The organism is Actinomadura rayongensis, assembly GCF_009831215.1.
GTDB classification, from domain to species: domain Bacteria; phylum Actinomycetota; class Actinomycetes; order Streptosporangiales; family Streptosporangiaceae; genus Spirillospora; species Spirillospora rayongensis.
The window spans coordinates 213,437-237,295 of the sequence record NZ_WUTW01000005.1 but is presented as its reverse complement, the minus strand read 5'-3'; the positions used below and the strand labels follow the sequence as shown (position 1 = coordinate 237,295).

The window sequence follows — 23,859 nt, the reverse complement described above, 5'->3', positions numbered from 1 at the left end:
GCGCAGGCCCCTCCGCTTTCGTCGTCCCGTTTGACGGAATGGCACGCGTGTGGAGACTGTGAGGGTCCGTAACGATTGCATCACGGGAGACGGCCTGTGCGATTCCACCGAGGCGGCACCATCGCGGCCGGTCTGGCGCTCTGCCTGACCGGGCTGGCCGGCTGCGGGGGCGGTGACGGCGCGGGCGGCTCGACCGCGCCCCCGCCGACCGCGCCGACCGGAGCGCCGACGACGCAGGACGCCCCGGCACAGACCCCGTCGCGCACCAAGGGCTCCCGCCCGCTGGCCGGGAAGGTGATCGTGATCGACCCCGGGCACAACGGCGGCAACGCGGCCCACCCGGCCGAGATCAACCGCCAGGTGGACGTCGGCAACGGCAAGAAGGAGTGCGACACCACCGGCACGGCCACGAACGGCGGCTACAACGAGTCGACGTTCACGCTGGACGTGTCCAAGCGCCTGCGCGACCTGCTGCGCGCCCAGGGCGCCACGGTGAAGATGACCCGCCAGGACGACGCGGGCGTCGGCCCGTGCATCAACGAGCGCGCCGCCGTCGGCAACCGCGCGCACGCCGACGCGGCGATCTCCATCCACGGGGACGGGGCGCCCGCGTCCGGCCACGGCTTCCACATCATCGAGCCCGCGCCGGTGGCCGGGTTCAACACGGCGATCGTGGCGCCGTCGGCGAGGCTGGCGCTCGCGCTGCGCGCCGCCTACCACGCGGGCACCGGGATCCCGTACGCGAGCTACATCGGCGAGCAGGGCATCGACAGGAGATCGGACCTCGGCGGCCTGAACCTGTCGAAGGTACCGAAGGTGTTCATCGAGTGCGGCAACATGCGCAACGCCGGGGACGCCGCCAAGATGACCGACGCGAACTTCCGGCAGCGGATGGCCGAGTCCCTGGCCCGGGGCTTCGAGAACTACCTGCGCTGACCGCGCGCCCGTCCGGCAGGATGGGCGGATGCCCGATTCCGTGCTCGGCCGCGTCCGCGCGGCCTTTCTCGACGCCGACTACACCGTCGCGGGGGTGCGGGCGCTGCTCGGCCCGGTGGCGGGCGGCGCGCTGGCCCGCGACCAGATCGTCCCGGCGCTGCGCGGCACGTCCGGCGGGACCGATCTGGAGCGTTTCGTCCGGCTGTTCTGGCTCCAGGTCCCGGTGCCGTCCGGCGGCGCGGCCGACGCCGATCTGGTGGCCGCCGGCCTCGCCGAGCACGAGAACGGCGAGCTGCGTCCGCTGCTGCACGTGGAGCCGCTGGAGTCGGTGACGGGCGCGGGCCACCTCGGCTGGACGGTCTCGGATCTCAAGGCGCGGCCGGGCGCGGGACGCCCGGTCGGCCCCGACCACGTCGTCGGCGCGGGCGGCGCGTCGGCGTCGCTGGCGCGCCTGGTTGTCCACAGCCCTGTGGATAAAGTCCTCGATCTGGGCACGGGTTGCGGGGTCCAGGCGCTGCATCTCGCGGACCCCGCGATCGGCCGCCGCCCGGCGCGGATCACCGCCACGGACGTCCATCCGCGCGCCCTCCGTCTCGCCGCGACGAGCTTCGAACTGTCGGCCCTGGACGGCGTCGAACTGCTCCGGGGCAGCCTCTTCGAGCCGGTAAAGGACCGCCGCTTCGACCTCATCGTGTCGAACCCGCCGTTCGTCGTCGCACCCCCGGGCGGGCCCCGCCGGACGTACCGGGAATCGGGCCTCGAAGGCGACGACTTCTGCCGCCTCCTGGTGACGTCCGCGCGCGACCGCCTGACCGACGGCGGACGCTGCCACCTGCTCGCGAACTGGCTGAACGTCGAGGGCGAGGGCTGGGAGGAGCGCGTCGGCGGCTGGGCGGAGGCGTCCGGCTGCGACGCGTGGATCGTGCAGCGCGACGTCCAGGACCCGGCCGAGTACGCCGAACTCTGGCTGCGCGACGCGGCCGAGACCGACGCGTACGCCGGGCGTTACGAAGCCTGGCTGGACGAGTTCGAGCGCAGGAAGGTCACCGGCGTCGGCTTCGGTTGGATCACGTTGCGGCGCCGGGACGAAGGCCGTCCGGCCGTCCGCGTGGAGGACCTGCGCCACGCGGTCCAGGAGCCCGTGGGCGCCTATGTGGACAACGTTCTCGACGCCCTGGCGGAAGCCCCAAGGTTTTCCACAGCCTGGGGAAAACTCAGCCTCGCCCCCGGCGTGATCCAGGAGCAGATCGGCCCGCCCGGCGCCCCGGACCCCGAGCGGATCCTGCTCCGCCAGACCGAAGGACTCCGCCGCGCGGTGGGCGTGGGAACGATCGAAGCGGCCCTGGCGGGCGTCTGCGACGGCACGCTCCCGCTCGAACCGCTCCTGGACGCGATCGCGCAACTTCTGGACCACGACCGAGCGGAAGTCCGCGCGCACGCCGCCGCCGTCCTCCCCGAACTCATCGCGGACGGCTTCCTCGTCCCGGCGTGACGCCTCCCGGAGCCGCAGCCCCGGGAGGCGTCCGCGATCACGGCAGGATCGCTACCGCGGTGTACCGATCGGTGGTGGTTCCATCGCCGAGTTCACCGGTGTTGTTGTCGCCCCAGCCGAAGACCGCCCCGGCGGGACGGACCGCGACCGTGTGCAGGTTCCCGCCCGAGACGCCCGAGACGCCGCCGAGCCCCGTGACGCTGACCGGCGTCGTCCGCGTCGTGGTGGTGCCGTCCCCGAGCGAGCCGTTGAGGTTGGACCCCCACGCCACGACGAGGCCGCTCGCCCGCACCGCGACGCTGTGGAAGGCGCCCGCGCTCAGGCTCGTGATGTCGCTGAGCCCGCTGACGGCGACCGGAGTGGTGCGGTTGGTGGTGGTTCCGTCGCCGACCTCGCCGCTGGCGTTGAGGCCCCACGCCTTGACCGTGCCGTTCGCCAGCAGCGCCAGCGAGTGGCCGAGGCCGCCCGCCACCGCGCCGGGCCACGTCGAGACGCCGCTGAGCCCGGTGGGAGTGACCGGAGTCGGTCGGTCGGTGGTCGTTCCGTCGCCGAGCTGCCCGTACCCGTTGTCACCCCACGCCCGGACGGTCCCGTCCGTGCGGACCGCGAGCGCGTGGTACTGACCCGCGCCGATGGACGCCACGGACGTCAGCCCGGACACCTGGACGGGCGTCGTCCGGTTCGTCGTGGTCCCGTCGCCGAGCTGCCCGTTGGCGTTGTTGCCCCACGCCCAGACGGTCCCGTCGTTCTTCAGCGCCAGCGAGAAGGTCTCGCCCGCCGCCACCGCGCGCACGTTGGTGAGCCCGCTGACCGCGACCGGAGTGGCGCGGTTGGTGGTGGTTCCGTCGCCGAGCTGCCCCGACGCGTTGGACCCCCACGCCACGACCGTCCCGTCGCTCTTGACCGCGAGCGAGTGGTCGCCCCCGCCGTCGATCGAACCGAACGTCCGCGCAATGTTCGTCAGCCCGGACACCTGGACGGGCGACGTCCGGTTCGTGGTCGTCCCGTCGCCGAGCTGCCCGGACGTGTTGTCGCCCCACGCCCACACCGTGCCGTCGTTCTTGACGTCCAGCGTGTGCCCCCCTCCGGCGGCCACCCCGCCGCGCAGGGCGGCGACGGCGGCGCGCAGGTTCGGCTCGGGCCCGATGTGCCGGGTGTCGCCCGCGGCCTGCGGCGTGCCGGTCTGCTTGAGGATCTGCCGGACCTGCTGCGGCGTCAGCGGCGTCCCGTACTTCTTCGCCACGCCCTGGAGCGTCGCGACCGCGCCGCCGAGGATGCCGGTGGCGCTGGACGTGCCGTTGAACGTCCCCCGGTACATCTTGTTCGGGTCCGTCTCGGACGGCGTCAGGTCCTGGTACCCGGTGACGCCGAGCGTCGCGACGCACGAGCCGTACGCCTGGAGGTCGACGCGCGACCCGTAGCCGGACGCCCACCACCCCGCGAGGTTGATCGCGGTGCGCTCGGCGGGCGGGCTGGAGCCGAGGCAGTTGGAGCCGCCCGGGCTCGGCGGCGCGCCCGCGCCCGCCATGATCGCCCCCGAGTCGGGACGGCTCATGATCAGCGCCGCGTTGGCGTCGCTCGGGTCGTCGAGGTTGGTGCCGCTGTTCCCGGCCGCCTCGATGAACGTGATCCCGCGCGCGGTCGCCTGGACGATCGCGTCGTAGACCGACCCGTCCCACTCGTACGGGTAGTCCTTGCCGTTGGAGCCGAACGCGACCGGCGCGGCGATGACGTCGCCCGGCCCGAGCGCGTCGATCGTGTCGAGGACGTCGCCGCCGGGGGAGGACAGCAGCAGCTTGGCGTGCGGCGCGATGCCCGCGACGCCCGCGTTGTTGTCGTCCCGGGCGCCGATGATCCCGGAGATCGCGGTGCCGTGCTCGCTCTGCGTGGAGGAGATGCAGTTCGAGCCCCACGTCGGGTGGATCCGGACGGGGTCGCCCCCCGGGCTCGGACGTCCCGTGAACTCCTCGTGGCAGGTGTTCCAGTAGTTGTTCCGGACGTCCCAGATGGTCTCCTGGGTCCGATCGGCGGTGTCACCGAGCCCGAGCTGGCCGCTGGAGTTGAAGCCCCACGCGGCGTGCCCGATCGCGAACCCCGAGACGGTGTGCTGCGCGCCCGCCGCCAGCGTGGTGACGAACCCGGTGCGGCTGAGCGCCGTCGGGCTCGTCCGGTTGGTGGTGGTCCCGTCGCCGACCTGGCCGTGGGCGTTGTAGCCCCAGGCCCACGCCGAGTAGTAGCTGGCGTTGCTCGGGTCGTACGCCTGGGCGGCGGTGTGGAAGCCGCCCGCGACGACGCTGCCGACCGGTTCGGACAGCGGGACGCTCACCGGCGAGGTCCGGTTCGTGGTCGTCCCGTCGCCGAGCTGCCCGGACGAGTTGAGCCCCCAGGCCTTCAGCGAGCCGTCGGTGAGGACGGCGAGGCTGTGGAGCCCGCCCGCCGCGACCTGCTTGCCGGTGGTGATCCCGGAGACGCTGACCGGGGTCGTGCGGTTGGTGGTGGTCCCGTCGCCGAGCTGGCCGGAGCCGTTGGACCCCCACGCCTTGACCGTGCCGCTGGTCAGGACGGCCAGGGACTGCCCGCCGCCCGCCCCGACCGCGCCCCACGTCGTCTTGACCCCGGTGAGGCCGGAGACGGTGACGGGCGTGCTGCGGTTGGTGGTCGTCCCGTCGCCGAGCTGTCCGCCGCCGTTGTAGCCCCACGCCCGGACGGTCCCGTCGGACAGGACGGCGAGCGCGTGCCCGTCCGACCCCGCCGAGATCGCGGTGGCGGTGGTGATGCCGCTGACCTGGACGGGCGTGTGTCGCTCGGTCGTGGTCCCGTCGCCGAGCTGCCCGGAGCCGTTCGCGCCCCAGGCCCAGATGGTGCCGTCGGTCTTGAGCGCGAGCGAGTAGTCGCCCGCCGCAGCGACGGCCTTCACCCCGGACAGGCCGGGGATCTCGGTGGGCGTCGTCCGGTTGGTGGTGGTTCCGTCGCCGAGCTGGCCGTGGTTGTTGGAGCCGGTGGCCCACACGGTCGGCGCGGACGGCCCGAGGTCGACGGCGAGCGTGTGCGCCCCGCCCGCCGCTAGGTGGCCCCACTGGAGGCCGAAGGCGGCGGACTGGGAGGTGCCGCTGTCCACGTCCGCGACGGTGATGTTGTCGCCCTTGCCGCCGGGCACGCTGTTGATGCCGTCGACGTCCATGCCGGTGCCGGCCGGGTCGCCGACCGGGTTGCGGTAGCGCTGCTGGCCCTGCAGCGGCTCGGACATGTTCTTGAGTTGCGCCTGCGCCTGGGCGATCTCGACGGACGACAGCGCGTTCAGGTCCGTCACGAGGTTCGCGAGATGGTCCGGGACGCGGACGACGTACCAGGAGTTGAAGTCGGGCATTTCCCGGCCCGTCTTCTCCTGGAGGGCGGCGCGTTCGTCGTCGAGCTTCTTCTCCGAGCGCACGGACAGTCGCGTGACCGTCGCGCCGGGATACTTCGCGAGCACTTTCTGTATTTGCTCGGTCGCGCCGGAGTCGGCGGCGGTGAGTTTTCCGCCGCGCAGCCGGACCTTCGCCTCGGTCCGGAATTTCACCTTGAGGGTCGTCGCGGAGAAACCCTTGGGCAGGGGGCCGCGCGTGCCGGGCCTGCCCTTGTCGCGGGAGTGGTCGTAGAGGGGTTTCAGGCGGGGCTTGGCCTGGGCGCCGGCCGGGCTCGCCGTGATGCCGAGGCTGGTCGCGCCGAGGGCCAGCGCGGTGAGCGCGACCAGCGGCCTTCGCCATGCGGCCGGTGATCGCCCGCGTACGGAACGGGAGGACACAGATGGCTCCTTAAGGTCAACGATTCCGGGGGAACCGCAACTTTGAAAATAGGAGCCCGCCGTGGGCGCGGGGAACTCAATTTCCTGCGCGCGGCGCCGGGTGCGGTGCTCACGTCAGGGCGTTTTACGTCCCGGCGGATGAATCTGTGGTCGTCCCGTCACGGAAAGATGCTGGTCCGCCAGATTGACACGTTAGTTGGAATTGATGAAAATGATCAGTCCAGAAGTGGACACGAACAGTTGTTTGAATCACATGCGCGGCACCTCCCGGCCGCGCGCCGTGCGGCCGGGAGGCCCGGACGGTCAGTTCAGGTCGGTGCGCAGCGCCTTGATGGCGGCGGTGGCGTCGCCCCCGACGTAGGTGCGGATGACGCTGTGCAGGACGGCACGGGCGCGCGGGCTCGGCTCGGGCTCCGGGTCGGGCGCGTCCGCGGTGGGGTCGCCGGTCTGGAGGAGGCGGTGGATCTCCTCGGCGGGGTAGCGACGGTGCCCGGACGGCAGGGCGATCGGGTACCCCATGTTCCTGAATCCATCAGTGAACACGGGGGCGCCTCTTTTTTCTGCCGGTCATGTCCGCCGATCTCTGCTGTGCAGGGCCTCCAAGCGTTCACCTGCGGCGAAGGACCGGGCGAGCGCGCCCCGGGTGAGCGGGGCGAGACGGCACGTGTTGCTCATGTAGAGCTTCAGGACGTTGACCAGCGCGATCCCGGCGGCGTAGACCCACCAGTCGCCGATGATGCCCCTGCTCAGGCAGTAGGCGACCAGGAATAACAGCAGCGAGTACATGGTCATGGTCCGCCACCACTCGCCGTGGCTGCGCAGAATATGCCGCGTGTGCGCCGGAATCGAGGAGAACTCCGACGACCCCCGGCGGATGGCGCCGGTGGCCACCAGATGGGAGAACAGGTCGTTGAGCGCCACGCCGAAGTAACCGATGGCGGCGCACCAGGGCCACCAGGCGGGATTGACCAGGACGGCGACGAGGATGGGACCCCCGACCCAGCATGAGTTGAAGCGCATGAAGAACTCGCACAGGGCGCTTTTGATCCCGGGCAGGGAACGCGTCGTGAGGTTCGCGTAGATGCTCTGGTAGTACTTGGTCGCGACCAGCCCGAAGCTCAGGGCGAGGACGAGGGTCTGGACGTTCTCGGAGCTGAATCCCAACTGGTAGTCGGCGGCTCGAAGGCCGTCGACCACCGGGAAGCCCTTGTCTCCCGTCAGGCGGCCGGCGACGTCCGCGGCGGGCGGCAGCGAGTCCACTCCCCAGTAGCGCAGCGTCCAGATGAACACGACCGCCGTCACCAGATACCAGTTCGCGGCGCAGACGGCGGACCACGCCAGCAGCCATCCGGCGTACCTGCTGTGCCGGTTGGGCCTGCGCCTCTCCTCGTGCCAGATCTGGTACTGCCGGAAGGGCTGGCGCGAACGATAGAGATCAACGATGGCGAGCAGCCAGCGCTCGTCCGCCGGTTTGACCCGGTCGGCCTTCTCCAGAATATCGATTTCCTCGATCAGCGCCTGCTTGATGTACCGGAACCGGGAACTCCCGATCTCCTCCTGGTCGGCGAGCAGAAGACGCTTGCGCGGATCGCGATCGACCATGTCGTCGATGAAGCGGGCGAGCGGCGGCAACTGCTGGTAGAGCACGTCCGGCACGACCGGGCCGGAGAAGCCGGCCCGGTCCGCCAGCCAGCAGACGACCAGGCCGAGTGAATAGATGTCGGCCAGGAAGTTCCCCGCGCCGTCCCGCTTGATCTCCGGCGCGACGAAGATCGACTCGGGTCCTTCAAGGAGCCCGACGGAACGGCTGTAGAGATGGTTCTTCCCCATGTCGATCAGAGTCACCTGATCGACGTGGTCACCCTCGAGGCCGAGGATGATGTTGGAAGGGGTGAGGTCGAGATGCTGCAGGCCGTTGCGATCGAGTTCGTCCAGGGCGGTGAGGATCGCCACCGAGACTTCGCGGACCAGCTGGAGATCGACGGTGACGGACTCGGGGTTCTGGGGTCTGTGCTCCGTCACGTACTCGCGTAACGTCGGCCCCGGGACGAAGTCCATGATGACCCATTTCGGCGAGGACGCGCGCAGCCGGGGCACGAACCGCGCCTGGTCGAAATGGTATTTCGCCTGGTAGTTCTCGCACTCCTCGCTGACCGGCGCGATGGCCGTGTAGGGGTAGATGAGGCACTTGACGACGACGCTGTCGTTGAGAAGCCTCGTCCGCCCCCGGAGCAGGAACGACGTGGTTCCTCTCCGGTAGAACGTCAGGGACTCCAGATCGAGGTCGTTCCACTGGGACTCGGCCAGGTCGCGCCGGGCCGAGCCGCCCGGGGAACTCCACCGGTAAAGCCGCTCGAAGACCGTGCGGACGGCCTCGTCCTGGAACAGGGTCCCGCGCAGAACGCGCACATCGCGCGTGACCTGCCGGTCGATATGGTCGGAGTCGCTCGAGGTCAGGGAGTTGACCTTGTCGATCTCCTCCAAGAGGCCGAGCGTCAACGCAAAGAGGCCGATGAATCCGCGTAACAGGCCGCTCTGCCGCCACGTCGGAACGACCTCGCCGACTTCCGCGTACGCGCTGGTGAGTCCGGCGAGCAGAGCCGGCCGGGAGATCCCGAACAGCGAGTGAAAGGACGCGGGATCGAGGGCCGTTTGGCGCAACGCTCGTTCGAGCTGGGCGAACAGATGGGTGCGCGCGCCGAGCTGCACGAGCGTGGCGTTGTCGGAGGCCGATCCGTTGAGCCGTCCGATGAGAGTGGGAACGCTGTCTCCCACGCCGACCACCCCTAGCCGGGTAAAGTCTCGGTTTTCGCGGCGAGAAGCGCGGGATCCACCGCCGGACGAAGGTAGATCTTGGGCGCGGCGGTTCCCGTGAGCGCGGTGTAGGCGGCGTCGTATCCGGCTCGCATTCCCGCGAACAGAACTCCGCGGTCGCGCGTGAGCCTCGACACGGCGTGGCTGCCCGTGTGGCAGGCGATCTCCATCATGGGGAACGGAGGATCCCCGGTGGCGTCGTCGCGGGCGAGACGGAGCCGCAGGTCGTCATAATCCGCCAGGGCGGACGCGTAGGCCGTTCCCAGTCCGGCCGCGACCCGGTTGAGCGCGAGCGCGGTGAGTTTGACGCCGGCGCCGGGCCGGGTCGCTTTTTCTCTCATCCGGGTCCTGATGACCAGCGCGTGGGTGAAGCCGTCCTTTTCCGCGGCGAGCACTGGGTGGGCGAGGACGAGCGAGCCGTCCATCATCATGTCGTCCCCGATCGAGACGCCCGGACCCGCGAGCAGCGGAATGCAGGCACTGGCGCGCAGCGCGCTTTTCAGCGCCCCCTTGCCGCTGAACCCGCGCATCGCCATGGGCGTCAGAGAATGGATGGACGTCACGAGGACGCAGAGTTGCACGGGAGAGTCGATGACTTTTCGGTAGTCGAGGGGATGGCGGTGTTCCATCACCTCGTCCAGGACGAAGTCGAGCGAGAGCGCCGACTGCCCGCGCAGGACACGGCGACGGTCGTAGAACTCTTTCCCGACCAGCTCGTCATAGTAGACGACGAGCGCGGGCCAGTCGTCTCCCGCGACGAAGTAGGCGCTGTTGATCGCTCCGGCGGACGACGCGTACACGGCGTCGAAACAATCGCCGTAACCGAGCTCCCGAACCGCCGTGAGCATGGCACCGGAGATCAGCCCGCGCATGCCGCCGCCCTCGACAGCCAAGGCGATACGGTACTTATCGGACCGCATGCCGGGCTTACTGCCCGAATCGCGGCGTTCGTTCAGTACGGCCAGGACATCTTTTCCCTGAGACAAGGCGACACCCGAGGTCTCGGAATTTCTTTGCCGCATCTTACCAAGGATCGAATTCGATCTTAGTGATTCTTTCCAATGTCTCGTTGGGGTCGTCCGAAACCGGGATTCTGGTGAGTGACCATAAGCCGTTCCACCAGCCATCTCCGACCACGACGACGACGCCTCCCGGCTCGCACGAGCCGGGAGGCGCCATCGGACGTCCTCAGGAACGCCCGCTCAACCCGTCCACGTCACGGAAGATCGTTGACGAAGACGGGTGTACTGCGATTGGTGGTCGTCCCGTCCCCGAGCTGCCCGGAGGAGTTGAGCCCCCAGGCGAACACGATCCCGGCCGGGGTGGTCCCGGTCGTGGAACTCCCGCCGGCCGCGACACCCGCGAGCGGCCCCCAGTCGCTGACGACGACGGGCGTGGAACTGCTCGTGGTGGACCCGTCCCCGAGCTGCCCGCTGGTGTTCATCCCCCAAGCCGTGGAAACCCCGGACGTACCGGAAGCGACACTGTGCCAACCACCGGCCCCAACCGTCGCGACACCGCTGAGCCCGCTGACGGCGACCGGAATATTGCTGGACGCAGTGGACCCGTTCCCGAGCTGCCCATAATTGTTGAGCCCCCAGGCCCGGACGGTCCCGTCCGCGAGCAGCGCGACGGAATGAGCGAACCCACCCGCAAGCGCCCCGGCCCACGTGGAAACCCCGCTCAACCCGGACACCGTGACAGGCGCACTGCTGTTGGTGTTGGCCCCGTTCCCGAGCTGCCCGTTGGAGTTGGCACCCCAGGCCTTGACGGTCCCGTCCGCCCGAACCGCGAGCCCATGCGAGGACCCCGCCCCGATGACGGCGGCATCACTGATCCCACTGACCTGAACCGGCGTAGAACTCCCGGTAGTGGTCCCGTTCCCAAGCTGCCCAGAGGCATTAGCCCCCCAAGCCCAAACGGTCCCATCACTCTTGAGCGCGAGCGAGAAACTGAGCCCCGCCGCAACCGCCTTGACCCCGCTCAACCCGCTCACTTGAACAGGCACAGAACTATTGGCGGTGGTCCCGTTCCCGAGCTGCCCAGACCCGTTGGCCCCCCAAGCCCAGACAGTCCCATCGCCCCGAACGGCCAGCGAGTGGTTCTGCCCGGCCGCAACAGCCCCGGGCGCCCGCACGACCCCGCTCAACCCGGAGACCTGCACCCCCGAGGTGCTGTTGACGGTGGTCCCGTTCCCGAGCTGCCCACTGGAGTTGAGCCCCCAGGCCCACACGCTCCCGTCATTCCGCACCGAGACCCCATGACTGTTCCCCACAGCAAGCCCACCCCGCAGATAACTCACAGCCGCCCGCAGATTCGGCTGTGGCCCGATGTGCTTGCTCGTGTCACCGGTCTGCGGCGTTCCGGTCTGAACGAGCAACTGCCGTAGCTGCCGGGGTTCGAGCGGCGTGCCGTACTTCTTCGCGATGCCCTGGAGCGCGGCGACGGCTCCCGCGACGATCGGGGTGGCGCTGGACGTGCCGCTGAAGTACCAGTACTGCCTGTTCGGGTCCGTCTCGGTCGGCGTCAGGTCATTCGCCGCATCCACGCCCGTGGTCGCGGCGCACTCGCCGTAGGCCTGCACGTTGACCCGCGAACCGTAGTCCGAGAAATCGAGCTTCGACCGTTCGGCAGGCGCGGAGGGACCGGGGCAGTCGGCGCCGGACGGACGGGGCGGAGCCCCCGCACCGACCATGATCGCGCCCGAGTCGGGGCGTGCCATGACGGCGGCACCGCCCGGATCGCTCGGATCGTCGAGGTCGATGCCCTCGTTGGTGGCCGGTTCGATGACGCTCACGCCGCGCTGCACCGCGCCGAGGATCACCTGGTAGTAGTAGGTGCTCGCCTCCGCCGGATCGAGTCCGTCCCCGGCGGAGTTGTAGATGCCCCATTCGAGGTCCAGGACGTCGCCGGCATTGAGCGCCGCCGCCGCGGCGGCGAGGTCGTTCGATGTCGAGAGCTGGATTCCAGCGTTCGGCACAAGCCCTGAGATGCCCTTTCCGTTGCCGTCGTCGGCCGCGATGATGCCCAGCGTGCTCGTGCCGTGCATGGCGTCGTACCTGCTGTTGCACGCGGGCCCGACGAGAGGAAGGACGTTGACCGGAGCGCCGCCCGGGCGTCCGGTGAACTCCTCGTGACACAGGTTCCAGATGTTCTTCCTGTCGTAGATGCCGACGATGAAGGTGGAGTTGTTCGTGTTTCCGGTACCGAGTTGCCCGGCCGTATTCGATCCCGAGGCGTAAACGCTCGCCGACCTGGTGTGCACGGCGTGCCAGGTGCCGACGGCGGTCGCGTCCCAGCGCCCGGAGAGAAGCGCCGGTGTGTTCTGGCCGGTGGTGGTGCCGTCCGCGTACTGCCCGGCGCTGTTCGCGCCCCACATGTAGGACGAGGCCCCATCAGCGGCGCTGGTGTTGCCGCCTCCTGCGACCGAGGCGATCCCGCTCAGCCCGGCGACGGCGACGGGCGTCGAGCTGCTGGTGGTGGATCCGTTGCCGAGCTGGCCGGAACCGTTGAGGCCCCAGGTGCGGACCGTCCCGTCCGCGAGCCGGGTGATGCTGTGCCCGGTGCCGGCGCTGACCTGGGTGGCCGTGCTCAACCCCGAGACGGTGACCGGCGTGGTGCTGCCGGTGGTGGTTCCGTTGCCGAGCTGCCCGAAGCCGTTCCCGCCCCAGGCGACCACGGTGCCGTTGGTCTTGACCGCCAGGGAGTGGACGGTGCCCGCGCTGATCGCCCCGGCGGTGGTCGCGACACCGGACAGGCCGCTGACCGTGACCGGGATATGGCTTTCGGTCGTGGTTCCGTTGCCGAGCTGCCCGGAGCCGTTGGCGCCCCACGCCCGGACGGTGCCGTCGGCCAGGACGGCGAGGGCGTGGCCGCCGGGCCCGGCGGCGATGGCCTTCGCGGTGGTGATGCCGCTGACCTGGACGGGTGTGTGCCGCTCGGTCGTGGTGCCGTCGCCGAGCTGGCCGTGGGCGTTGTCGCCCCAGGCCCACACCGTGCCGTCGTCCTTCAACGCGAGCGTGTAGTCGCCGCCCGCCGCGACGGCGACCACGTTGACCAGGCCGGGAACGCGGACGGGATAGGCGCTGTTGGTCGTGGTGCCGGTGCCGAGCTGGCCGTGAGTGTTGTCGCCCCACGTCCAGACCAGATCGCCGTCGAACTCGGGCGCCACGATCGCGGTGTGCCTGGTGCCCACCGTGAGGTGCCCGGGACCGAGTGTGGCCGTCAGGACGGCGTCTGCGCCGGGACCGCTGTCGCCCACGGTGATGCCGTCGCCCTTGCCACCGGGAACACCGTTGATCGCGTCCGCCTCGATGCCGGTGCCCCCGGCGGCGCCGACCGCATTTCGGTAACGCTGGAACGGACGGAGCGGTTCGGATACGGCCTTGGCCTTCGGCGCGGCCTCGGCGATCTCGACGGAGGGCAGGGCGTTCAGGCGGCCGAGAAGCTTCTCGATTCCGGCGGGCGCGAGGACGGAGTACCAGGAGTTGAAATCCGGGCTCTCCTGGCCGGTGCGCTTCTCCACCTTGGCTCGCTGGTCCGCGACCTTCTGCTCCGACCCGATCGCCAGCCGACGGATCGTCGCTCCCGGGAAGTCGGCGAGGACGCGCTGGATCTGCCGGGTGTCGTCCTGGTTCGCGGCGACGAGTTTCCCGTCGCGCAGGCGCACGGTCCGGTCCGTGCGGAACTTGACGTTCAGGCTCGTCTGGGAGAAGCCCTTGGGCAGCGGGCCCTTGGTGCCCGGCCTGCCCTTCTCCCGGGAAAGGTCGTAGAGCGGCTTCAGTCTCGGCTGTGGATCGGCGGCGGCGCCGGGGGCCGCGAGGCCGGACGCGACGAGGGCCAGCGCGGCGAGCACGGCAAGCGGCCCGCGCCTACTTTTCCGTGATGGTTCGATGACGGGGGGAGAGGACAAACTCGGCCTCCTGTAGTGGCATCTTTTGGGGGAAGCGCCATTACGTTAGACCGTTGTCTTCGCAGGTCAAGTGGCGAAGATTACCGGGCGGTGCCCTTGCTTTCCGGCAAGTTTGTTGATCTTGTCGGAAAGTGTCAAGAAATACGTCGGAGGCGGCGCGCCCGAGAAACACGAACGCCTCCCGGCTCGGACGAGCCGGGAGGCGGAGGCGACCGGGGGAATCAGGCGGTCAGGCGAGGCCCGAGCACTGCGGAGCGTCCTTGAACGCGGTGTTCAGCTCCGCGTTGGTGGACAGGTCCTTCACGGGGCCCTGGTACCCGCTGAACTGCGCGAGCTGCTGGCTGTAGGGGCTGAGGGCCTTGGTCAGCGACTTGGAGTCGGTGACCTTGGCCTTGTCCAGCGTGCTGATCGCGGAGGTCAGCTGGGTCTGGATCTTGGCGAGATTGGCCAGCGCCGTGTTGTAGGCGGGCTTCGCGGAGGACACCGGGGGCGTCCCGGCCGTCTCCAGGTTGCGCTGCTGGGTCGCGAGCCGGGTCTTCATGGTGTTCATGAACGTCAGCATGGAGTCCTTGGCCTCCTTGGCGTTCTTGGCGTCCAGGCCCGGCATCGGGACCTTCGCGGTGTCCGCCTTCAGGTAGGAGCACACCTTTCCGGCCCAGGCCAGCTCGGGGCCCGACTTCTTGTCGTCGCCGCCACCGCACCCGGCCGCCGAAACGACCATCACGCCGGCCAGCGCGATTCCACCGATCACGCGTCGGACCATGTTCATTCTCCTTGGGCACGCTGTGATGGTCGCGCGGACTCACAGCTTGGGGGACGATCCAGCGGCGCCGTCCCGGAAAGCCGCCCGGAACGGCGGTGGAAGATTTCACTACACGATATGCGCGGCGGCCGGGGCCGCCGCCCGCCGCCGGGGGAAGCCCCCGGATGCGGCGAACCCCCGCCGCCGCTGGAGGCGGCGGCGGGGGCTCTGTCTACGACATGTCAGCCATGACCGTAGGTCACTTCTTGACGGCCTTCAGGGTGACCGTGTTGCCCGGGCCGGCAGCGAGAGCGCTGACGAGCGGGTTCAGGAAACCGCAGCCCTGGAGGGCCGGAAGGGTGAACGTGCCGCTCAGGTCGCCGCCGTTCGGGCCGAAGTTGGACGACTTCAGCGGAACGGTGGCGGGCGTCGCGGTCTGGCAGGTCGTGCCGCCGGCGATCTCCAGGCCGAAGATCTTGATCGACGAGAGCTTGACGACCGTCTTGGTCTCCGTGCTCAGCGCGGTCCCGGCCAGGGTGCCCGTGGTCTTGCCCTGCGGAACGTAGGCGACGTCCACCGTGCCCGGCAGGAAGCCGAACAGCGAGAACTTGCCGGCGCTGCCGCCGAGCGTCAGGTCGGCGCTCACCTTGCCGTCGGTGACGGTCGAGGTGACGGAGCCCGTCAGCGGGATGGTCCCGTTGATGCTCTTGATCGCCGACGTGCCGGTGAGGGCGTAGGTCGTGCTGCCGCCGGCCGGCGGCGTCTCGACCGTGACGTCGGTGCCCGCGCTCTGGTCGGACTCGTTGCCGGCCTTGTCCGCGGCCGAGACCGTGAACGTGTACTTGCCGGCGGCGAGGCCGCTGATGGTCTTGCTGGTGCCCGTCACCAGGCCGGGAAGCTTGGTCCCGTTCTGGTAGACGTAGTAGCCGGCCAGGCCGGAGCCGCCGTCCTCGTCCTTGGACGCCGACCAGGTCAGCGCGACGCTGTCGCCGGTCGCCGTGCCCTTGACGTCACCCGGAACCGAGGGCTTCGTGGTGTCGGGCTTGGCCTGGGTCTTGGCGTCGACGGAGGCCGCCGTGCCGTCACCCGCGGTGTTGTTCGGCGTGACCGTGACCTTGTACGCGGTGTTCGCGTTCAGGCCCTTGATCGTGTAGGTGGTGTCGGCGGTCTCCGCGGAGCCGCCGTCCCACGCGATCTTGTACTTGGCGGCGCCCGCGGTCTGGTCCCACTTGACCGTGACCGAGTCGAAGGTCGTGCCCACGACCGTCAGGCCCTTGAGCTCGCCCGGCTTGTCGATCGGCTTCGCCGGGGTGGTGGCGTCGACCGTGGCCGCGTCACCGGAACCCTGCGCGTTCACACCGTTCACCGCGAAGGTGTACTTGGTCTCCGGGGAGAGACCCGTGATCGTCGTGGTGGTGCCGCTCGGGACTTCCACCGTCTTGTCGCCGTACTTCACGACGTACTTGTCGGCGTTCGTGGCGGCGTTCCACTTCAGCGAGACCGAGTCGAAGGTCGTGCTGGTCACTTCGAGACCCGTGACCGCGCCCGGCTTCTGGGGCGGCGCGGGGGTGTCGAACTCGACCGCGCTCTTCGCGGACTCGTTGCCCTTGTTGTCGATCGCGCTGACTTCGAGCTTGTAGTGCTTGCCCGCTTCCAGCCCGGTCAGCGCCACCTTCGGGTCGGTGACGGTGTCACCGAACTTGGTGCCGTTGAGGAAGACGTTGTAGCCCTTGAGGCCCGAGCCGCCGTCCTCGTCCTTCGAAGCGCCCCAGGTCGCGTTCGCCGTGGTGCCGGTGATGTCGGCCACGGTCGGCGTGCCGGGAACGGTCGGCGGCGTCTTGTCCTCCGCCGGCGACGTCACGTCAGTGATCTTGAAGGTGTGGATGATGTTGTTCTGGCCGGGAGGCGCCGCCGGCCCGTCCAGGGTGCAGGGAACCTGGAACGGCTTGCCGCCCGGGTTCAGGTCGGGGTGCGGATCCCCGTTCGCGTCGCGCAGGACGATGTACAGGTCCAGGCGCTGCACGCCCATCTTGCCCTCGCCGGCCTTGGAGAAGACCAGCGGCGGGGCGGTGCCCAGCAGGCCCTTGATCGGCAGCGTGCCCGACTCGGGGACCGGCAGCTTGGCGATCGGCAGCTTCAGCTTGGCCGCCAGCGGGGTCTGGCCGTTCTGGATCTCCGGCGCCCACAGGTTGGCCGTCGCGATCGCGTAGCCCTCAAGGGACGCGGCAGGCGGGTCGATGACCGTCTGCATCGCGTTGACCGTGTAGGCGTTGACCTCCGCGTCCGAGCTGACCTTCATCTGCGGGGTCAGCGTGTTCGCGTGGATGTCCTCCGGGTACGGCAGGCTCGCGTCGACCTTCAGGCCCTGCGGCTTGATGATCGGGAACTTGCAGGAGAACGTGAGGCCGCTCAGCTTGCCGTCGACCGGCGTGTGGTCGTCGGCCTTCGGCTCCGGAGCCGTCGGACGGTCCCACTTGACGTTCGGCGCGTCGCCGCCCGTCTCGGAACCCTCCTGGACGTAAACCGCGGCGATCTGGTTGTCCTGGCCCGGCTTCTGGTAGCACTGGACGTCGAACTCGCCCAGCGCCGTCAGCTCGCCCGCGGCGTTCTTCGGCGCCACGTGCAGCTTCAGGTTGCCGACGTTGACCCGGCCCCAGCCCTTCGCCGTGCCCGAGTTGATCGCGCGCGGGGTGGTGCCGTCCGCCGTCAGCGGGAAGTCGCCCGTGTCCGGCACCGTCACCTTGGGGATGGTGACGTTGGTCGGCATGTCCTCGGTGTGCCCGTCCGGGAACACGCCGTTGACTTCCGCGACCGCCGAGCCTTCGAGGGACTTGGCGTCCATCGCGAACAGGCCGGTGGTCGTGTCGCCGCTCACGATGTCGGTGGTCTTCACCGATAGCGGCGCGACCGTCGTGTTGGTCTTGACCGTGTCCGGGATGCCGTCGACCTTGACGTTGACCTTGAGGTCCTGGGCACCGATCATCGGGTAGACACAACGGTAGTTCAGCGTCAGCTCGCCGTGCGGCACCGCCGCCACCGCGCTCTGCGCGAACGTCAGGCCCACGACCCCCGTGAGGGCAGTGGAGCCCGCGGCCAAGAGCGCGAGGGCTCTGGCCTTACGTGCTCGGGTCCTTCGTCTCACTTTTTATCTCTCCTGTTAGGTGGCAGACCGCTGGCCCCCGCCGCGAACGGGATCGAGGCGGGAGCCAGCTTGTGAGGACCAGCCGTCCGAGGGCTTTGGATCAGGCCTTCGGGGTGAGCTTCAGGTCGATGGTGTTGCCGGACTGGGAGGCGAAGATGGAGAGGATCCCGTTGATCAGGCCGCAGTTCTCGAGCTCGGCGATCGAGTAGTTCGGGGCCTTGAAGGGCCCGCCGACCAGCGGGTTGAAGAAGACGCCGTCGTTGGACTGCATCTGGATCTTCGAGGGGTCCTTGGCGCGGCACTGGTCGCCACCACCGAGGGGGATGCCGAAGAGCGTGAAGCTCGGCAGCTTGATGTACATCGTCGAGGTGGTCTTGATCTGACCGTTGGCGAAGGTGCCGACGGTGTCGCCCACCTGCTGGAAGTCGACCGTCGCCTCGACCGGCAGGAAGCCGAGGATGCTCATCATGCCCTTGGTCTTCTGCAGGGAGAGCTGGCCGGTGATCGCGCCCGTGCCGCCGTCAACGGCCACGTTGATGCCGCCGTTGATGGGGACGGTGCCGTTCGGGCCCTTGATGTACGACGAGCCGGCGAGGCCGAAGCCGTAGTTCAGGGTGCCCGGCTTGGCGCCGGTCGGCTTGTACGGGAAGTAGCCCGGCTTCTGCCACGGGTCGCCGAGGGGCTGGTCGCCCTGGACGATGTCCGCCGACACGATGGTCGCGTCCTGGCCGCTGGCCAGCGTGCAGGGAACCTTGAACTCGCCGAGCGCGGCCGGGGAGCTGTCCGCCTTCTTGACGAGGACGGTGAACTCCATCGAGCTCAGGGCGGCGGTGACGTGGCCGGCCTGGTCGAAGCCGATGGCCGGGGCCTCGCCGTAGCCGTCCAGCGTGAACGCGCCGGAGTCCGGGATCTTCGTCTCGGGGAACGCGTTGTTCACGTTCACGCTGACGTTCTGCCCGGGGCCCGTGACGGCGGCCTTGGCGTTGGCGGCGCCGACGAGCGTGGAGCCGCCGATCGCCTTGAGGCCGTCGGTGGTGTCGCCGCCGATCGTCGCCTTGAACTTGATCTGGATGTCGTTGGTGTACTGCCCGACACCCAGCTTGGCGGGGACGTTCGTGTCGATGTCGATCTTGACCTGGCGGCTACCGATGAGCGGGTAGGCACAGTTGTAGGTCAGCGACTTCGTGGCAGCAGCCTGCACGCCCGTGGCCGCCGAAGCCGCGCCGACACCCGCGACGCCCGCGGCGCCGATCGCGAGACCCGTGGCCGCGCTGAGGATCAGACCCTTCCTGATCCCTTTGTTGTTGAGGTTCACTCACATGCCTTTCTGATGGGAACAGCACCGCTTGAGGCCGTACTGCTTTCTCTCGATCACCCCCGAGATCCAGCACACCTCCGATACTCTCGGCTGTCCGCGTCAGAGCGGGTTTGCGGACTGGCTGTCAGGCGGCTTTCGAAAATCGAGGGAATTCGACTGGACGGGGGGTTCGACTAGCGGTCTCTCAGGCGTCCATCGAGCCGTTTCCACCGACGTTTCGTGGACGTAAACTACCCCCTGGTGAGGCCTGCGTCATCGTACTGGTGTGACAAGTTTCACGCCGGGGTGGCTCACTCCGATCCAAGAGTTCGACCGCAGGTCAGCGGGGTGACTACGAGTCGCCACCCGGCGAACACGACGCGATGCGGCAGGCCGGAAGGTTGTCTTCCGACGCCATGTTCCGCGCGTGCTTTATCGTCTTCTTATAGCCGCCGCCGACCCGGCCGGCGCGGTGGTCGCCGGTGGGACGGGACCCGCATCCGGCCAGCCGTGGTACGGCGGGCCGGGCGGGAAAACGGGCCATCCTTGGGAGCGATGTGACCGCTGCCGGAAAGACATTTCCCGCAGGAAAAGAAGAGATGCCGCGAACGCTTTGTGCGGGGCGGTGGGAAAACCGTTGTGAACCACGTTCGGTCGCGGCGCGCAGCTCGGGCCCGGTGGGCCGGAGTTCTCTTTCTCGCGGCTTTCCGGGCGGTCCCGCCCGGCGTGTACCGCAATTCCGATACCCTGCTTCACAGGCGTCCCACCTTCCCGGCCGGGTGTATCGTCCCCGGCCGCGGAACCCGCCGGCCGCGTCCGTCGCCGTCCGGTGCGCGGTCGTTCGCCGGGGAACGCGGCCCGGCGGTCGCCGGTGCAACGTTCCTCTGCGCGCGCTCGCCCCATATCAGCGACATCGACGGCGAAACCGTCACAACGACAATTGACCCTATCGCCGACGAGACGGACACCACAAGATTGTTCGCGGCGGGTGCGAAATGGCGCACCAAGTGACAAGAAACCGGTGGCCACCGGAAGAAATATGGAACCGGACGCCGTGGCGTCCGGTTCGGGGGACCGTCCCCGCCCCGTGCGGGGGACGGTCCCCTCAGGCCGTCTCGGGCCGTCAGCGCACCGGCTGGACCGGGCGGCAGTTCGTCGTCTCGGGCTTGCAGATCGGGCCCTGGACGATCTTCACGTAGTTGCCCTTGCCGGAGATCGCGGCGTTGAAGATGCGGTTCATGTTCTCCCGCTTGCCGCCGCACCCGCTGAAGCTCGGCAGGTCGATCTTCCCCGACAGGATCCCGCCGACCAGGATGTCGCGGTACTCGGTCGGCTTGGCGGTCAGCGTCAGGTCGATCGGCTTGCTGCTCTGGCAGGACGGCCCGACGTTGAGCGCCCCGCCGTTGGCCTTCGCGTCGTAGATCCGCGCGATGACCTTGGCCTTCGCCGTCATGTCGTAGCCGCCGCCGTTCTCGGGGTGGTATATCCCCTCGAGCGTCCCGATGCCGACCTGCTTCAGCTCCATCATCGCCGTCGTCGGCATGAGGCCGAACGTCAGGACGGTCGTCGGCGAGCGCAGCGGCGAGGCGAACTTGAAGCTCGCGTGGATGTTCTTGCCGTCGGCCGTCGCCTGGTAGGCGATGTTCGTGTGCGTGGCGGTCTTCGGGTCGTTGACGATCACCGCGCTGTCGAGCTTGTTCAGGTTGTTGTACCCGGACATGTAGACGCAGCCGCGGCTTTTCTGCGACGCCGGGGCGTCGTCGAACTTGCCGCAGCCGTCCGGCGGGCCGTCCGTGGTGTGGACGGTGACGGGCGCGCTGAACGGAGAGGCGTTGCCGGCCTCGTCCTTCGCGCGGACGTACAGCGTGTAGTCGTGCTGCGCCTTCAGCCCGTCGGCCCAGCCGTACGGGTCCGTGCCGGGGAACGTGCCGGAGAGCTTCGGCTGGCCGTTGCCCTCCTTGGCGTACACCTCGTAGGCGGCGACGCCGATGTTGTCCTCCGACGCCCCCCATTCGAGCCGCGCCCACGTCCCGCCGACCGCCGTCACCTTCGGCTTGCCCGGCGTGCTCGGCGGCGACTTCTCCGGCGCGTCCGGCCCGGCCTTGAACGCGACCGGCTCGGACTCGGAGGAGTTGTCTCCGGCGTCGAAGGCCTTCACGCTCAGGTTGTAGCTCTTGCCCGGCTCCACCGGCATGGTCGTCGTGGCGACGTCGCCGAATGAGCCGACCTTCCCCCCCAACGGGTCGTCGGGGTTGTCGATCTCCTTGCCGTCGTTCAGGATCCTGTAGGCGACGATGCCGTGGTCGTCGGTCGACTTGCTCCACGACAGGTAGGCGGTCTTACCGGACTGGACGACAGTCGGCTTGCCGGGCTTCGTCGGGGGCTGCTTGTCGGACTCGATGACGTCGAACTCGGCCAGGACGTTGCTTCCACTGCTCTGCGTGCACTGCGTGTCGAACGTGTCGCCGAGGTCGGTCAGGCCGCCATCCGCCTTCCGGAGCTTGACCGTCAACGACAGCGAGTCGAGCGTGATCTTGCCCTTGCCGGCTTCAGATGCGAACGGAGCCGTGATCTGGCCCGTTGCATGGACCTTGAACGACCCGGATGGCGGGACCGGGGTCTTTGCGATGGCCGGATGTGCGTTCGCCGTGATGGGCTTGTCTCTACCGGGCACCAACACGCCCGCCTTGGCGTTGGCGGCGCCCTCCAGGGAAGCCGCGTCGAGCAGGCGAAGTCCCTGGGTGGTCTTCGCGTTGATCGTCGCCACCGCGTCGATGTGCACGTAATCCGGTGATTCGTTGTGATCCGGCACGATCTGCGAGTAGAGGTCGGGCAGCTTGATGTTCATGCTCAGCTCTTGCTCGCCGATGTACGGGAACGTGCACTTGAACGGCAGCGTCACCGCGTCCGGAGCGGCCTGCGCGGCCGGTGATCCGCCGAGGCTGACGGCAGTGGAGAGAGCGCCCGCCAGCACCGCGGTAGTGGCCAGGGCCCAGGCGGGCTTCAGCCGCTTGAAAGTGATCTTGGCGTCCAAGTGCTGCCTCTCCTAGTTCCGCCGAGGCTGGGTGCGGCCTCCATGGGCATCGAGCGCCATGGGCGCGTCCCGACCTCCGGTCGCTCGACGACGGGCACGGGAAACCGGATGTTGCCGAGCGTAGGGAGTGACCTGAGCCTCACGAAAGTGGAGGGGTCGAGATCCGGCCTATTCTAACAACGGGCGAGTACCCGCCTACAGGAGCTTGTCATCCGATAACACAAACAGCGGCACATTGCTCGCCCGGCCAACTGCGGCCGAGCGATAGTTGTCACCAAGTGAGCAAACGCCGTTTCGGAGAGGCCTCCAGAAGCCGTCGGGCTCAGCGTACTGCTCAACGGTCGCGCGAAAGATGATCTGGCCGAAACGGGCCGCCCACAAGGTTGTCAGAGGGCTTTACCGTAAGTGCGGACGCGAGTCGGAACGACTCTCCCGTTCTCTCGGAAGGAAGCCTCGACATGGTGGAACAAGTCGTGAAGGGCAAGCGCAGGACGGTGTTGCGCGCGGGCCTGGCCGGGATCGTCGCGACGGCGGCGACGGTCAGCGGAATCGCCGCCTCCGCGTCCGCCCTGACACCGACCCCATGGGGCAATCCGGTGCCGGGTGCCGCTGCGATGGGCACCTACTTCAGCCTGATGGCAACCGCTCCGGACGCCACTGGATTCAACGAGGTCTACGCGGCGGGAGACAACCTCTGGGGTGAGCTGGGAATCGGCAGCACGAGCTTCGGCTCGAACGTGTTCGTCAAGGTGAAGGGCTTAACGCGGGTCAAGGCGGTGGCTGCCGGTACGACGACCGCTGTGGCCGTCAAGCAGGACGGCACGGTGTGGACGTGGGGCTCCAACCTGAATGGTGAGCTCGGTCTCGGTCTCGACCCCGAAACCGAGCTCCACGTTCCGACACAGGTTCCCGGCATCACCAATGCCGTGTCCGTCAGCGTTGCCAACCTCGGCGCGGTCGTGGTGGTCCTGGCGGACGGCACCGCCAAAACCTGGGGCGCCAAAAACGCGAACTGCTCGAACAGCAGCACGCCGGTCACGGTGGCGGGAGTGACCGGCCTGGCGACCACTCCACGCGCGGTCGCCCTCGGTTACAGCCACTATCTGGCGCTCAAGGCCGACGGCACCGTCCAAGCATGGGGAAGCAGCAACAATTACGGGCAGCTCGGCACCGGCGACACCACCGCTTCATGCTCCCCGCACACGGTGCCGGGCCTGTCCGGCGTCACGCAGGTCGCGGCGGGGGACTACCACTCCGTGGCGTTGACCTCCGATGGGACCGTCAAGGCGTGGGGCTGGAACGGCTCCGGCCAAATCGGTGACGGGACGACCACCAATCGCCTGTCGCCGGTCACGGTCCCCGGCCTGGCGAACGTCGTCGGGATCTCCGCCGTATACCGGTACAGCACAGCGGTCACCAGTGCAGCCGCGCCCGCTAACAACCGCTTCGCATGGGGAGCCAACTCGTACGGCCAACTCGGGACCGGCACTACTTCCTACGCGCTGAGCCCCACGCCGCTCGCCGGCGAGAACTTCAGCAACACGGTCATCGCTGCGGGGAAGTTCCACGCGCTGAGCGTGCAGTCCGGCGCGGTGCCGCGCGCATGGGGCAATAACTCCTCCGGCGAACTCGGCACTGGGGACACGGTCGACCATCCCACGCCGACGTACGTGCAGCGCGTGGGGTGATGGTGCGGCTCGTCCTCT

At 68.9% G+C, this 23,859-nt stretch carries 12 protein-coding genes; 3 read left to right on the top strand and 9 right to left on the bottom strand.

Going from position 1 to position 23,859, the window contains the following annotated elements:
* Nucleotides 1–96: 96 nt before the first annotated feature.
* Together GQ466_RS22665 and GQ466_RS22660 are read left to right on the top strand one after the other, a co-directional pair.
* Complete coding sequence (locus GQ466_RS22665; protein WP_337193584.1) at nucleotides 97–936, top strand: N-acetylmuramoyl-L-alanine amidase; 840 nt, start codon at nucleotides 97–99, stop codon at nucleotides 934–936.
* Nucleotides 937–964: 28 nt separating this feature from the next.
* A complete protein-coding gene (locus GQ466_RS22660) occupies nucleotides 965–2,428 on the top strand; it encodes a DUF7059 domain-containing protein (RefSeq protein ID WP_161105021.1) in 1,464 nt (487 codons plus the stop codon).
* Between the two features lie 37 nt (nucleotides 2,429–2,465).
* On the opposite strand, the gene GQ466_RS22655 is transcribed toward GQ466_RS22660, so the two are convergent.
* The 9 genes from GQ466_RS22655 to GQ466_RS22615 form a co-directional block, all read right to left on the bottom strand.
* On the bottom strand, nucleotides 2,466–6,212 hold the full coding sequence (locus GQ466_RS22655) for an RCC1 domain-containing protein (protein ID WP_161105020.1): 3,747 nt from the start codon (nucleotides 6,210–6,212) through the stop codon (nucleotides 2,466–2,468).
* Between the two features lie 303 nt (nucleotides 6,213–6,515).
* Nucleotides 6,516–6,731, bottom strand: coding sequence for a hypothetical protein (locus GQ466_RS22650; RefSeq protein ID WP_161105019.1), 216 nt, complete (start codon nucleotides 6,729–6,731; stop codon nucleotides 6,516–6,518).
* Between the two features lie 48 nt (nucleotides 6,732–6,779).
* Nucleotides 6,780–8,987: a protein kinase domain-containing protein gene (locus tag GQ466_RS22645; protein WP_161105018.1), complete on the bottom strand. Its 2,208-nt coding sequence runs from the start codon at nucleotides 8,985–8,987 to the stop codon at nucleotides 6,780–6,782.
* Nucleotides 8,988–8,998: 11 nt separating this feature from the next.
* Nucleotides 8,999–10,048: a patatin-like phospholipase family protein gene (locus GQ466_RS22640; protein ID WP_161105017.1), complete on the bottom strand. Its 1,050-nt coding sequence runs from the start codon at nucleotides 10,046–10,048 to the stop codon at nucleotides 8,999–9,001.
* A gap of 194 nt (nucleotides 10,049–10,242) precedes the next feature.
* A complete protein-coding gene (locus GQ466_RS22635; protein ID WP_161105016.1) occupies nucleotides 10,243–13,881 on the bottom strand; it encodes an RCC1 domain-containing protein in 3,639 nt (1,212 codons plus the stop codon).
* Between the two features lie 286 nt (nucleotides 13,882–14,167).
* Nucleotides 14,168–14,701 (bottom strand): hypothetical protein, encoded by a 534-nt coding sequence (locus GQ466_RS22630; RefSeq protein WP_161105015.1) that lies wholly within the window; start codon nucleotides 14,699–14,701, stop codon nucleotides 14,168–14,170.
* A 238-nt stretch (nucleotides 14,702–14,939) separates the two neighbouring features.
* On the bottom strand, nucleotides 14,940–17,744 hold the full coding sequence (locus tag GQ466_RS22625) for a DUF6801 domain-containing protein (RefSeq protein ID WP_161105014.1): 2,805 nt from the start codon (nucleotides 17,742–17,744) through the stop codon (nucleotides 14,940–14,942).
* A gap of 178 nt (nucleotides 17,745–17,922) precedes the next feature.
* Nucleotides 17,923–19,137 (bottom strand): DUF6801 domain-containing protein, encoded by a 1,215-nt coding sequence (locus tag GQ466_RS22620; RefSeq protein ID WP_161105013.1) that lies wholly within the window; start codon nucleotides 19,135–19,137, stop codon nucleotides 17,923–17,925.
* A 1,105-nt stretch (nucleotides 19,138–20,242) separates the two neighbouring features.
* Complete coding sequence (locus tag GQ466_RS22615) at nucleotides 20,243–22,153, bottom strand: DUF6801 domain-containing protein (RefSeq protein WP_161105012.1); 1,911 nt, start codon at nucleotides 22,151–22,153, stop codon at nucleotides 20,243–20,245.
* 458 nt (nucleotides 22,154–22,611) lie between these two features.
* On the opposite strand from GQ466_RS22615, the gene GQ466_RS22610 reads away from it, so the two are divergent.
* Complete coding sequence (locus tag GQ466_RS22610) at nucleotides 22,612–23,841, top strand: RCC1 domain-containing protein (RefSeq protein ID WP_161105011.1); 1,230 nt, start codon at nucleotides 22,612–22,614, stop codon at nucleotides 23,839–23,841.
* Nucleotides 23,842–23,859 lie beyond the last annotated feature (18 nt).